Annotated in this window: 5 protein-coding genes and 1 pseudogene; all 6 read right to left on the bottom strand. The window is 61.9% G+C overall.

What is annotated here, in order from left to right:
* Nucleotides 1–3: 3 nt before the first annotated feature.
* The 6 genes and pseudogenes from OEG82_RS21645 to OEG82_RS21620 all read right to left on the bottom strand — a co-directional run bounded on the left by OEG82_RS21645 (nt 4) and on the right by OEG82_RS21620 (nt 13,992).
* Complete coding sequence (locus OEG82_RS21645; protein ID WP_267615039.1) at nt 4–1,617, bottom strand: alpha-D-glucose phosphate-specific phosphoglucomutase; 1,614 nt, start codon at nt 1,615–1,617, stop codon at nt 4–6.
* Between the two features lie 20 nt (nt 1,618–1,637).
* The gene (gene glgA, locus OEG82_RS21640; RefSeq protein ID WP_267614407.1) at nt 1,638–3,080 is read right to left on the bottom strand and encodes a glycogen synthase GlgA; all 1,443 of its coding nucleotides are present in this window, start codon (nt 3,078–3,080) and stop codon (nt 1,638–1,640) included.
* Nucleotides 3,077–4,348 carry a glucose-1-phosphate adenylyltransferase gene (gene glgC, locus OEG82_RS21635; protein ID WP_267614406.1) on the bottom strand — a complete coding sequence of 424 codons (1,272 nt, stop codon included), beginning with the start codon at nt 4,346–4,348 and terminating at the stop codon, nt 3,077–3,079. The genes glgA and glgC overlap by 4 nt, the downstream gene beginning before the upstream one ends.
* Nucleotides 4,349–4,380: 32 nt before the next feature.
* Nucleotides 4,381–6,588 carry a 1,4-alpha-glucan branching protein GlgB gene (gene glgB, locus OEG82_RS21630; RefSeq protein WP_267614405.1) on the bottom strand — a complete coding sequence of 736 codons (2,208 nt, stop codon included), beginning with the start codon at nt 6,586–6,588 and terminating at the stop codon, nt 4,381–4,383.
* A pseudogene (locus OEG82_RS21625) lies at nt 6,585–9,057 on the bottom strand (glycogen/starch/alpha-glucan phosphorylase). Before OEG82_RS21625 ends, glgB begins: the two are co-directional and overlap by 4 nt.
* Nucleotides 9,058–9,429: 372 nt before the next feature.
* Nucleotides 9,430–13,992: an eCIS core domain-containing protein gene (locus tag OEG82_RS21620; RefSeq protein ID WP_267614404.1), complete on the bottom strand. Its 4,563-nt coding sequence runs from the start codon at nt 13,990–13,992 to the stop codon at nt 9,430–9,432.
* Nucleotides 13,993–14,025 lie beyond the last annotated feature (33 nt).

Below are 14,025 nucleotides of genomic sequence, written 5' to 3'. Positions count from 1 at the left end.
CCATCAGGTGATGACGGTGGGAGCGTCGCGCCCGGTGTGCTTGCGGATGCCCGCAAGTGTTTCGGCAGCTTCGATGACCGGCGCCAGGGCGGTCTGGGTTTCCTGGTCGTGGCGCGAGACGTCCGGCTCGTGGCGCTCCATATAGACCCGAAGCGTGGCGCCGGATGTGCCGGTGCCCGACAGGCGGAAGACCAGCCGTGCCCCGCCTTCGAAAAAGATCCGCAGGCCCTGATTGCGGCTGACTGATCCATCCACCGGGTCGTGATAGGAGAAGCTGTCGGCCTTTTCGACGGTCAGGGAACCGACCTGGCGACCGGCAAGGCTGCCGAAACTGTCCTCGAGAGCAGCCATCAACCGGTTGGCGTTCTCGGTCTCGATGGCTTCATAGTCATGACGGGAATAATAGGTCCGGCCATATTCGGCCCAGTGATCGCGGACGATCTCCAGCGCGCTTTGACGCCGGACCGCAAGGATGTTGAGCCACAGCAGCACCGCCCATAGCCCGTCCTTCTCGCGGACATGGTCGGAGCCGGTGCCGGCACTTTCCTCGCCGCAGATGGTGCAGCGTCCGGCGTCGAGCAGATTGCCGAAAAACTTCCAGCCGGTCGGGGTCTCGTGCATCTCGACGCCGAGCTTGGCGGCAACCCGGTCGGCGGCGCCGCTGGTCGGCATTGAGCGGGCAATGCCCTTGAGGCCGCCCTTGTAGCCCGGGGCGAGATGGGCGTTGGCTGCCAACATCGCCAGCGAGTCGGATGGTGTGACGAATATGTTGCGGCCGATGATCAGGTTGCGGTCGCCGTCGCCGTCAGACGCTGCGCCGAAATCCGGAGCGTCCGGTCCCATCATCAGATCATAGAGCATCCTGGCGTGGACCAGGTTGGGATCCGGATGATGCCCGCCGAAATCCTCAAGCGGCGTGGCGTTGAACACCAGAGCGGGGTCGACGCCGAGCCGGCGCACAAGGATCTCGCGCGCATAGGGACCGGTGACGGCGTGCATGGCGTCGAAGGCAACCATGAAGCCGCCTGATACCAGCGCACGGATCGCGTCGAAATCGAACAGGGTTTCCATCAGTTCGGCGTAATCGGTGACGGGGTCCACAACTTCGATCGCCATGCCGCCGGCTTCAAAGACGCCAGTCTGGTCGAGGTCGACATCATCGAAATCGGCGATCAGGTAGCGGTCGATGGTCTGGGTGCGGGCATACATCGCCTCGGTGATCTTCTCCGGTGCCGGGCCGCCATTGGAAATGTTGTACTTGATGCCGAAATCCTCGGTGGGACCGCCGGGATTGTGGCTTGCCGAAAGGATCAATCCGCCAAAAGCCTTGTTCTTGCGGATCAGGTGCGAGGCCGCCGGTGTCGACAATATGCCGCCCTGGCCAACGAGGACGCGCCCGAAACCATTGGCGGCGGCCATGCGGATAGCTGTCTGAATGACTTCGCGGTTGTAAAAGCGGCCATCGCCGCCGATCACCAGGGTCTTGCCCTCTATGCCCTCGAGGCTGTCGAAGATCGACTGGATGAAGGCTTCGGTATAGCCCGGTTCCTGAAACACGGGGACCTTCTTGCGAAGCCCCGATGTGCCGGGTTTCTGATCAGGGAAGGGGTGACGGATACAGTCCGGTTCATGAAGTTTCACTCTTTATTCGCGAGAAGTTCGGCATAGAGATCGGCATAACGCAGGGCACTGCGGTCCCAGGAGACGTCGGCCTTCATGCCCTGGTTCTGAAGCCGCGCCCAGACCTTCGGGTCGGCAAAGGCGCGAACCGCGCGGCGCAAGGCTTCGCGCAGGGCGTCCGGCGTGACCGGCGAGAACTGGAAACCTGTCGCCACCCGCGCAGCACTCGCCGCCTCGTTGGCGTCGATGATGGTATCGGCCAGTCCGCCGGTGCGCGCAACCACCGGAACATTGCCATAGCGCAGCCCGTAGAGCTGGGTGAGGCCGCAGGGCTCGAACCGCGACGGCACCAGGATGACATCGCCGCCGGCCTGCATGAGATGCGACAGCGGTTCGTCATAGCCGATGACAACGCCGACATGACCAGGATGGCGGGCGGTGGCGGCCTCGAGCGCTGCCTCGAGCGCCTGGTCGCCGGAGCCCAGCACCACGAGCTTGGCACCCATGGCGACGATGTCGTCCACCAGCTCGGTGAGCACATCGATGCCCTTTTGCCAGGTCAGGCGGCTGACCACGGTGAACACGGGGCCGTCGGTGCCCGCCAAACCGAAGCGTTCGGCCAGCGCTTCGCGGTTGGACTGACGTTTCTTGAGCTTGGAGTGGCTGTAATGGAACGGAACCAGGGGATCGATCGCCGGATCCCATACCTGGGAATCAATCCCGTTTACGATCCCGTGCAGAGCGTCGGCGCGGGCATTGATCAGGCCGTCAAGGCCCATGCCGAAGGCGGGGGTGCGGATTTCCTGGGCATAGGTCGGGCTCACGGTGGTGATCGCGGTGGCCATCTGCAGGCCGCCCTTGAGGAAGCTCACATCCCCGTAATATTCAAGCCCATCGACGGAAAACACCGATTGCGGCAGCTCGAGCTGCGGGAAGATGTCGGGACCGAACTGGCCCTGAAAGGCGATGTTGTGGATCGTCATGACCGTTGGCGTGGCCGCGGCCTTGCCTTGCTTCATGTAGACGGGAACCAGGCCTGCCTGCCAGTCATGGGCATGGACAATGTCGGGAATCCAGCCGCCCAGCCCGTCTTCCGCGATGATTGCCGCGGCGCGGGAGAGTGCCGCGAAACGGCGCCAGTTGTCGGGGTGATCGGCGCCGGTCGCACCGGTGTAAGGCCCGCCGTCGCGATCATAGAGATCGGGTGAGTCCAGAACGAGAAACTGCACGCCGTCGATCTTCGACGCAAGCACCGTGGCGCTGGAGCCGAACAGATCGGCGAATTCGAGCACGGCCGAGGGTTTCTTGAGCTTGGCCAGCACCTGCTTGTAGCCGGGAAGCAGCACCCGCATGTCCACGCCATGGGCACCCAGCGCCGCGGGCAGGGCGCCCGCGACGTCGGCAAGCCCGCCGGTCTTGATCAGCGGATAGACTTCGGATGCGACGGAGAGAACCTTCATTCGTAAATCAATCCCGCTCGGTCAAGCATGTCCTGGGTGATCAGGCAGATCCCCGATTCCGATCGCTGAAAACGGCTGGCGTCCAGTTCAGGGTCCTCGCCCACGACCAGTCCGGCGGGAATTTTCACGCCGCGATCAAGCACCACCTTGGAAAGGCTGGCATGTCTGCCGATGACGCATTCGGGCAGCACCACCGCCTCGTTGAGTTTCGAATAGGAGCGGCACAGAACGCCGGTGAAAATCAGCGAGCGATGCAGTTCCGAACCCGAGATGATGCAGTCGCCGGAGACCAGCGAAGACAGCGCCATGCCGCGGCGGCCTTCCTCATTGTGGACGAATTTTGCCGGTGGCCGGATCTCGGCATAGGTCCAGATCGGCCATGACCGGTCATAGAGGTCGAGTTCCGGCAGGATGTCGGTCAGGTCGATATTGGCCTGCCAATAGGCATCGATCGTGCCCACGTCGCGCCAATAGGCTTCCTTCTCCGGCGTTTCGCGGACGCAGGATTCGGCAAACCGGTGCGCCACGGCTTTGCCGTTTTCGACGATGTAGGGGATGATGTCCTTGCCGAAGTCACGGCTGGAATCGGGATTGGTGGCATCGCGCCGCAGCTCATCCATCAGGAAATCGGTGTTGAAGACATAAATGCCCATCGAGGCGAGCGCCATATCCGGCTTGTCGGGCATGGCCGGGGGATCGGCAGGCTTTTCGACAAAGGCGATGATCTCGTCCTTGTCGTTGACATGCATGACGCCGAAGCCGACGGCTTCCATGCGCGGGACTTCAAGGCAGCCGACTGTGACATCGGCGCCGGAATTGACGTGCTGCTGCAGCATCAATTCATAGTCCATCTTGTAGATGTGGTCGCCGGCCAGAATAACCATGTATTTGGGGGCATAGCTCTCGATGATGTCGATGTTCTGGAACACCGCATCGGCGGTGCCGTCATACCATTGGGTTTCCGACACGCGCTGGCTGGCGGGCAGGATATCGAAGCTTTCATTGCGCTCGGGGCGCAGGAAGTTCCAGCCGCGCTGCATGTGGCGGATCAGCGAGTGGGCCTTGTACTGGGTGGCGACCCCGATGCGGCGGATGCCGGAGTTGAGGGCATTGGACAGGGCGAAGTCGATGATCCGCGACTTGCCGCCGAAGAAAACCGCAGGCTTGGCCCGGCGGTCGGTGAGTTCCTTCAGACGGCTGCCACGGCCGCCGGCCAGAACATAGGCCATGGCGTCGCGCGCCAAAGGCTGGACCCTCTTGTTCTCCATTCTTCCTCCCTTTCGTGTCCTTCCCGGCCAGGTCAGCCGGTGGTGAACATCAATGTCGCCAGTGGCGGCAATGTCAGTTCCGAGATCGCGCGCCCGTCCTCGAGACGGGTGACAACTTCACCGAGATTGCCCTTGCCGGATCCACCATAGACGGTGGCGTCCGAGTTGAAAATTTCGCGCCAGACCCCGTCCTGCGGCATGGCAATGCGGTATCCGGTCCGCACAGTGGGCGTCAGATTCGAGATGATGACAACCGGTTTTTCGCCCGGTGACTTGCGGACCCAGGCAAATACCGAATTGGCCTTGTCATCGGCGATGAGCCACTCGAAGCCCTCGGGCTCGCAATCGCGGCCATGCAGGGCGGGGGTCCTGGCGTGGAGCCGGTTGAGATCGCGCACCAGGCATTGCATGCCGTGATGGCGCAGGTCATCAAGATGATCCCAGTCCAGTTGCCGAGCCTCGCTCCATTCGCCACGCTGGGCGAATTCCTGCCCCATGAACAACAACTTCTTGCCCGGATAGCCCCACATGAAGCCATAATAGGCTCTCAGGTTGGCAAATTTCTGCCATTCGTCGCCGGGCATCTTGGTCAGCATGGAGCCTTTGCCGTGCACCACCTCGTCATGGGAGATCGGCAGCACGAAATTTTCCGAAAAGGCATAGACCAGGCCGAAGGTCAGCTCGTCATGGTGGAACTGGCGGTGCACCGGGTCACGCTGGAAATAGGACAGCGTGTCATGCATGAAACCCATGTTCCATTTGAAGCCAAAGCCGAGCCCGCCCTCATGCACCGGCGCCGAGACCTTGGGCCAGGACGTCGATTCCTCGGCAATGGTGACAATGCCGGGGTGGCTGCCATAGACCGCCTTGTTCATCTGTCTTAGAAACTCGACTGCATCGAGGTTTTCGCGGCCGCCATCCTTGTTGGGGACCCACTCGCCTTCCTTGCGGGAATAGTCGAGATAAAGCATCGAGGCGACCGCGTCGACGCGCAATCCGTCGACATGATAGGTTTCGGCCCAGAACAGGGCGTTGTTGAGGAGGAAGGACGAAACCTCGCGCCGGCCGAAATTGTAGATGGCGGTGTTCCAGTCGGGATGGAAACCTTGGCGCGGATCGGCATGTTCATAAAGGGCCGTGCCATCGAAACGGGCCAGACCATGGGCGTCGACGGGGAAATGCGCCGGCACCCAGTCGAGCAGAACGCCGATGCCGACCATATGGGCGCCATCGACAAAGCGGGCAAAGCCCTCGGGTTCGCCGAAGCGGGCCGACGGCGCATAAAGACCGGTGGTCTGGTAGCCCCAGGACGGATCATAGGGATGTTCGGCAATTGGCAGGAATTCGATATGGGTAAAGCCCATTTCGACGCAATAGGGGATCAGTTCGGCGGCCAGTTCGTCCCAGGACATGAACGACCCGTCGACGTGCCGGCGCCAGGATCCGGGATGCACCTCGTAGATCGACATCGGCTGACGGCGGGCGTCGACCTTGCTCCAGTGGGCGCGGTGGGCGCTGTCTTTCCAGTCATGGTCGAGATCGGGCTCAACGATCGAAGCCGTGGCGGGACGCATCTCGGCGCGGCGGGCAAAGGGGTCGGCCTTGAGCGGTAATCTCTCGCCGCCGGGGCCGAGGATTTCATATTTGTAGGCAGCGCCCGGCTTGATGCCGGGAACGAAGATTTCCCAGACACCGATCCCGGCGCGGCGGCGCATCACATGGCGGCGGCCGTCCCAGTCGTTGAAATCGCCGACGACCGAAACCCGCTGTGCATTGGGCGCCCAGACGGCAAAATGCACACCGTCAGCGCCTTCATGATGGATCAGATGCGCGCCGAGCTTGTCGAACAACCGCAAATGCGAACCTTCGGCGATGAAGTAGTCGTCCATCGGGCCAAGCACGGGACCATAGCTGTAGGGGTCTTCGATGTCCCAGCTGCCGGTTGAATTGGCTGCGGTGTAGCGCAGAGGTTGGCGGGCTGTAATGGTGATGGGACCTTCAAACAGGCCCGTGGCTGCGCCTGGTTCCAGTTGACCGACGGGGGTTCCGTCCAGCGTGACTGCCGCAATGTCGTCGGCGCCGGGTGCAAACACCCGCGCGACAAAGCCGTCACCGAATTGCTGCACGCCGAGAACAGAAAAAGGGTTTCCATGCGTTCCGGAAGCAATCGCTTCTGCTTCGTCCGCCGGCAGGTGAAAGCTGTTCCTGTCGGTGTCGTGCACGGTTCCCTTTGGGGTCATGGGCCGGCTTTCCAGATTTCCTTTGCATACTGACGTATTGTCCGGTCCGAGGAGAACCAGCCGACACGCGCGGTATTGAGGATAGTACGGCCATACCATGCCTCTTCGTCAAGCCATAAACTGTCAACCCGCCGTTGAGCTTCGGCATAGGCATCGAAATCGGCGGTGACCATGAACCAGTCATGCTCATAGAGCCCGTCGGTCAGTCCGGTGAAACGGTTGCGGTCGTCGGGACTGAAAACGCCGGACGATATCGCGGTGAGGGCCTGCGACAACTCGCTCGAGGCCTCGATGATGGCCCGCGGATCGTGGCCGGAGGCGCGACGATCGGCAACTTCGGCTGCGGTCAGTCCGAAAATGACAATGTTGTCTTCGCCGACGCATTGCTGAATTTCGACATTGGCGCCGTCGAGCGTGCCGATGGTGAGCGCGCCGTTGAGCGCGAATTTCATGTTGCCGGTGCCCGAGGCTTCCATGCCGGCGGTCGAGATCTGTTCGGAGAGATCGGCGGCCGGCACGATCACTTCGGCCAGGGAGACGTTGTAATTGGGGATGAAGACGATCTTGAGCAGGCCGCGGACGGCCGGATCATGATTGATCACCCGCGCCACATCATTGGCCAGCTTGATGATCAGCTTGGCATTGTGATAGCTCGGCGCCGCCTTGCCGGCGAAGATCTTCACCCGTGGGGTCCAGTCGCGTTCGGGGTGAGAGCGGATCTGGTCGTAGAGAGCGATGGCCTCGATGATGTTGAGCAATTGCCGCTTGTATTCGTGGATGCGCTTGATCTGGATATCGAACATCGCCGAGGGATCGATCTTGATGCCCATGCGGCGGGCCACCAGATTGGCCAGGCGGGTCTTGTTGTCGCGCTTGACCGCGGCGAAACGGGCGCGGAATTCGGCGTCCGACGCGAAAGGCTCCAGCGCCTTGAGGGCTTCCGCATCATCCATGAAGTCATCACCGATGGCGTCCCGGATCAGCGAGAACAGGCCCGGATTGCACTGCATCAGCCAGCGGCGCGGGGTGATGCCGTTGGTCTTGTTGTTGATCCGGTCCGGGTAAAGCCCGTGAAGATCGGAGAACACCGTCTGTTTCATCAGATCGGTGTGCAACGCCGAAACCCCGTTGATGGAATGCGAGCCGACAAAGGCCAGATTGCCCATGCGCACGCGGCGTTCGCCACCCTCGTCGATGAGCGAGACCGAGCGCGCCTGATCATCGTCATAGCCGCGTTCCTTGCGGGCATGGACCAGCACCTTGGCATTGATCGCGTAGACCAGTTGCATGTGGCGGGGCAGCAGCCGCTCGAACAGCGGCACCGGCCAGCTTTCCAGTGGCTTCGGGCAGAAGCGTGTGGTTGGTGTAGCTGAAGGTCTCGCGGGTGATGTCCCAGGCCGGTTCGAATTCCATGCCATGGACATCGATCAGCAGCCGCATCAGTTCGGCCACGGAAACCGCCGGATGGGTGTCGTTGAGCTGGATCGCCACCTTGTCGGGCAGTGATGTGAGGTCGCCATATTGCTGCAGATGGCGGCGCAGGATGTCCTGCAGCGAGGCGGAGGAGAAGAAGTATTCCTGGCGCAGGCGCAGTTCCTGGCCGGCCGGGGTTTCGTCGGCCGGATAGAGCACCTGGGTCAGCGCTTCGGCCTTGTTGCTCTCGCGCAGCGCGCCGATATGGTCGCCGGCATTGAAGGCGTCGAGCAGGATCGGGTCGATCGGCTGCGCGGTCCAGAGCCGGAGCGTGTTGACGCGGTTGGCGCGCCAGCCGACCACCGGCGTGTCATAGGCAACCGCGATCATGCGTTCCTGCGGTTTCCAGCTGCAGCGCTGGGTCTCGCCGGTGTCGGATTCGCGAATGTCGACCGTGCCGCCAAAGCCGATTTCATAGGCGCTTTCGCTGCGCTGGAATTCCCAGGGATTGCCGTGGGAAAGCCAGGTCTCGGGCAGTTCCACCTGCCAGCCGTCGCTCATCTGCTGCCGGAACAAGCCGTGGACATAGCGGATGCCGTAGCCATAGGCCGGAACATCGACGGTCGCCATGGATTCCATGAAGCAGGCGGCCAGCCGGCCGAGACCGCCATTGCCCAGCGCCGCATCCGGCTCAAGCGCTGCGACCACATCGAAATCCACCCCGAGCGATTCCAGCGCTTGGCGGACTTCTTCGAGCATGCCGAGATTGGAGACCGCATCGCGGGTCAGGCGGCCGATCAGGAATTCCAGTGAGAGATAATAGACCCGCTTGCCGCCGGTCTCATAGGTCTTGCGGGTCGATTCCATCCAGCGGTCGATGACCCGGTCACGGATGACCAGGATCGTGGCCGTCATCCAGTCATGCGGCTGGGCGACCTTGGCGTCCTTGCCGATCGAATAGGTCAGACGCTCGATGATTTCCGCAGCCAGTGTCGCCGGGTCGGAGCTGCGTGGCGCCGGCGAGGGGAGATCGGCACGTGCGGACTTGGATATCATCGGATTCCCCATCGGGTTCGGGCAGGCGCACAGCCGGAACCGGCGCGGGTGATCCTCAGTACGCAGTGAGCCGAATATTGTCAATAACTCACGATTAAATCCATTAGATCGACGATTTTGGCAGGTAAACGCCAAAAAACGATATCCGGAGCTGCTGCTTCACTGGTTGGATGGGCGGGGCAAAACCTTGTCAGGTCAGCGGGAACCCGGCCCGGACAGGATGCGCCCATCCCGCGTCCCGCCGCCCGAAACGGTCACGCATGACCGGTAGCGTCCATTCATCAATTCAAGGCGTTACCGAATGCCTGCGCATCCGCTGGCATGGAGGGCGCTGTCGCCGGTCTTGCCCCGACCCGGTTTGAGGCGGCAGCCTCAGACGAGCCAGATCTTCTCGTTTTCCTGCTGGAACAAGGCGGCATCCGAAAGGGCTGCATCGCGCTGGCGCAGGTCTGCCAGAACACGCCGCGGGCTGTGGATCTGGCCGCGTTCATCGGTGTAGTCATCATAGACCGGTGCGCTTTCCTCGGTCGGGGTGATCATGTTCATCGAATCGGTCTGGAGCCGCCTGAAAGTGGCGTGGGCGGTGGAAGCCGCATCATGAATGGCTTGCCTCACGGCGTCGCGCTGCTGCATGTCGCTGTTGCCGGAGACCGCATCGGTGAACAGCTTCTTGGCCCTGGCGCGGCTTTCGGTCAGGTTCTGCTTGGTGATGCCCTCGTCAGGCAGTTCGCCATAGGCCTGGCGGATCGCGTTCTGGGCACGCAGGTTCGCCTGATCGAAAATTTCATTCTGGCGCGTGGTGATGGTCTCCAGTGGCTGATCGGCGCTGCTGCTTCTGGCCAACTGGTTGACCTGACGCATGACATTGACGGAGAATCCGTCCGCGGTGATGTCGCGTGTCTTGTCGAAGGCGCCGCTGACATTTATCGTCGGCATCCTGGACAGCACGCCTTTTTCAGTTGCCTGGTTGATGGGGCCGCCCTCAGCGGTGGTTTTGTCCGCCACGGTCTCGGCCAGTACGTCATAGGCTGTCTGTCCCGATGGCGCCCAGCCGCCAAGTCCCTCGGTGCCGCCTTTCATGATCTGGCCGACATTGAGCGGTTCGGCGCTTTTCTCCCGTAATTTGCGCAGGACGCTTTGCTCGATCATGTGGTGGGTTTCGAGCACATTTCCGAACTCCTTTTCCTTCTTCTTGCCCAGCGCATCCGCGTATTTTCCATATTGCAGCTCGGCCTCCACCGGATCGGCTCTCAGCCCGATGCCGGACAGGTTCGCAGACCCGGAACCAGCCGAAGACCATCCCGGCTCGGTCGCGCCGTCAAAATAGGCGGCGGTGGCATTGATGATGCCCTGTCCATTCCGCTGAATTGCATCGAATGTCGGCTGGTCCGTGTCCTTGGCATCATAGAATTTCTTGTAATTTGCGATCAGCGCATTCTTGTGCTCGCCGGCCTTGGACAGCACCAGACCCTTGAAATCCGGCAGTGGCTTGGCCGGGTCATGTACATAGCGGTTGCGGGTGTCCTTGTATTCTGCGACCGCCTCGAGCGCCTTGACGCTCTCGGCCTGGAAATTGATCTCGCTGGTGTTGACCTCGCGGCGGGTGGCCATGGCCATGGCGCCGGGGCCCCAGTCGCGCTCATATCCGCTGGGCGCGCTTGGGTCCTTGTTGTACTGCGCCGCAAGACCCGGGAACTTCCGCTTGGGCTCGGTCTCCACCGCCGTGTCGGGGTTGTCGACGCGCTCCGGCGGGGCCGGATCAAGTTCGAGAAAGGCAAGCCGCCAGAGAATCTGGTGCTCCGGATTGTGGTCCAGCTCGATGAGATATTTGGCACCTGCCGACTTGTCGTCATCACCATTGTTGAAGCTGGCCTTGATCTCGTCGCGTTTGCCCTTGGCTTCGCTCCAGGGTCCGGAGAAACCCTCGCCATCGACATTCTCGTTGAGCAGCACAAAGCGGAACACCGGCTTGTCGAAATCATTCTTGACCTGGTCCTTCTGGTGTTCGGGAATGGTGTCTGCGGTGACTTCCTCCTCGGTGCCTAGTTGATCGGGGTTGACCTCGGTACCGGTGTCGGTTTCCTGATCGGTCAGGATCTCCTGGTTGGTCCCGGCCTCCAGCCTGGTCTTGATCGTCGCCAATTGCCGGTCGCGCCGCTCGGCCTCCGTGGGCGTGTCGCGATTGGGTTCGGGCTTTCTCGCAAGCGCTGCCTCGTCGCGCTCCAGTTTCTGCAGCTCGGTTCCGGCGGCTTCCAGATTGGGTTTGAGTTCGGTCGTCAGCGGCTCCTCGCAGATGCTGCCCATCCGGGCGGTCTGGGCCTGCAGATAGTCTGAGGTCATCTCGGTGGCTTCGGAGCGGATCATCAGCTTGCGGGCGCTGCCCGCCTGCTCCAGTGCCATCTTGTGCGGCTCTCCCTGAAGCGTGATTGTGTCCTCCGGCGGTCCCTTCTGGGTCTTGAAGCGGGAGACGAGCCTGGCGAAAAGCTTCTTCACCTTGTTCAGGATCCAGTCCAGCATCTTGTCGAAGGCGGCATGCACCTTTTCCTGGATGGCGGTGATGAACCGCCGCACCGCGCCGCCGATATCGGGCAGGCCGAGCAGCCGGACCAGGAAGGAGATAATGATCGGAATCGTCTGCGCCATCGCGTTTTCGATATAGTCGGCCGCCTGGTTGAGCTGGCCGCGGGCAATGTTGGCGATCGATTCAAACACCGAATTGGCGAAATCGAGTATCTGCTCGAACCGCTCGATGAAGAACATAATCAGATTGTAGATGCCGAACAGGATTTCGATGATGGCGCCGGCCGGGTTGGTCCAGTTGGCGAGCATGCGGATGCCCGCCGTGACGATTGCCTGGATGGCCCATCCCTTGATCGATTCGATTGCCGCCTGTTGCAGGTTTCCGGCATATTCGATCAGCTTGCGCCAGACGCCGGCGACGCCCTCGTCACGGATGAGCTGCACGACCTCGATCATCTTCTCGACAACCGCGACCTTGATCTCGCCATAGGGATTGAGCTTCTTGACAATGCGCGGGCGCAACTGGGGATAGGTCAGGCCGAGAACCTGCAGGATGATGCTCATGATGCCGCGCAGATCAAGCGTCTCGGGCAGCGTTATGCCCATCGCGGCAAAGGGCCCGAGGATCCAGGACAGGAACCCCTTCTTGATATGTGTCCAGATCCGCGACGCGAAACCCTGGATGCCCTGCACCACTGCGCGGATCAGGTTGAGGGCAAAGCCACCCGGATCGGCGATGACCAGCGAGATGGATTCGCCGATCGAAACGATCTTTTCCCACACTGCGCGGCCGCGCGGGCCAAAGCCGATGACAAAGGCCTCGGCCACCATTTCGGCGATTTTCTTGAGAACATCGGCCGCAAAGCTCAGCACATCCTTGAAGAATGGGCCGAAGATTGCGGTGAAACTCTCGATCGGGCTCCACCAGTCGAAATCGTCATAGGCACGCTGGAAGACGCGGTTGACCCGATCCCAGGTCAGGTCATATTCGGTGAAGCGGTCGGATATGTAGCGGAACCCGTTCTCGATGGTCCCCGATTGCTGCATCTGTTCAAAGGTCTCTTCAGCGCCGACAAAGCGCATGAAGGCGCCGAGAAAATTGGTCGCATTGCGGGTGATGGTTTCGCCGGTGAAGAGCTTTCGCCCGACGATGACCTTGAGCACCTGGTAACTGTCGAGATTGTCGGCGAGCCGCTCGGCACCGCGCGCGAGCATGCCGGTATCCTGTTCGGGTTCGGGCTCGCCCTGGGTGAACCGGCGCACGATCCGGTCGGTGCCGGTCTCAACGACCGTTAGCGCTGGTATCGGGCTGAGGGGGAGAGGCTTGCGGAGGTGGGCGGACGGGTGTGAGGCGCGGCTGCGGCGCGAAACTTCGTTCCGGGAAGAACGGTGACTTGTGCGATCACGATTGCGCCCGGGCGGAGCGCGTGCATGCGCTTGCCTGGAAGGTGGCGCGCGTGAATGGACCTGGTGGTTCGCCCTCATCGGTGGCCCGCGCGCCGGTGTCTGTTGAAGGACATGAACGGTCTCATGCGCCATCAATCTGCGGTCGTGCATGTCGGAGGCACTTCGCAGCCAGATGTTGTTCTGCCGCGCAAAGGCCCGTGCGCCGATGCTTCGCACCAGGTCGGGCGCAACATGGATGCGCACGTGATCGAGCCGGCTGTTGAACACCCGTTCCAGATGCCGGCGCTGCTGGTCCGGCAGACGGGCTCCGCCGGATGCGGTTCTTATCCGTCCGGAAAGACTCCTCGACGCCAGGAAGGCCGCACCAGGCGCCCTGTCGCGTGTCATCATGATGTTGCCGGCAGACTCCATCGTCGACCAGTCACCATCCAGTGTTTCCTCGAAATCGGTTTCTTCCTGAGCGGAAACGCTGACCTCGGCCAAGCCGGGGTCGAGTGCCGGAACGCTGGACAGCGTGTCGGTGTCCGGCTGACTGTCGGGATCGGCCGTCCGGCGGATAATTTCATCGGTCCCGGTGACAGGCTGAGGACCGGGAGCCGGTTGCGCTGCATATGCCGGCGGATCAAGGCCGCTGTGGGTCTCAGGCGGTCCGCGTCCCGGCCTTCGCTCGTCGGCATAGCTGCTCAGCTCCACAACTTGGGCTGACGCGGTGTCCTTGTCCTGTTCGGGGGCCGGCGCTTCGGCGGGCTCTACCCCGGCGGCTTCCTTGTCTAGATCCGGCGTCGCGACGGCCTTCTCGGCCAGGGCGTCAGCTTCCTTTTCGGCGGCATCGGTGGCCGCGCCGACCATCAGTTCTCCGCCGCCGCCGCCTCCGCCCGGATCATCACCGCGGGTGAGCGCCCGGACGTCCTTCTTCTGCTCGGCAATTTGCGGGGAGGGCGCAGCGCCGGCAAGCCCCGCAAGCGGCGCCTTCTTATCCTTTGATTTTTCCTGGCTTTTATCGCCCATGGAACAAATCGTCCCGGTTCAATCGGATAAATC

The organism is Hoeflea ulvae, from assembly GCF_026619435.1.
GTDB lineage: Bacteria > Pseudomonadota > Alphaproteobacteria > Rhizobiales > Rhizobiaceae > Hoeflea > Hoeflea ulvae.
This window is presented reverse-complemented; position numbering and strand designations above follow the sequence as displayed.

Bases quoted from the DNA above. Each gene is read 5' to 3' on its own strand.
- glgB (WP_267614405.1), bottom strand. From the start codon at position 6,588: ATGACCCCAAAGGGAACCGTGCACGACACCGACAGGAACAGCTTTCAC.
- OEG82_RS21620 (WP_267614404.1), bottom strand. From the start codon at position 13,992: ATGGGCGATAAAAGCCAGGAAAAATCAAAGGATAAGAAGGCGCCGCTT.
- glgA (WP_267614407.1), bottom strand. From the start codon at position 3,080: ATGAAGGTTCTCTCCGTCGCATCCGAAGTCTATCCGCTGATCAAGACC.
- glgC (WP_267614406.1), bottom strand. From the start codon at position 4,348: ATGGAGAACAAGAGGGTCCAGCCTTTGGCGCGCGACGCCATGGCCTAT.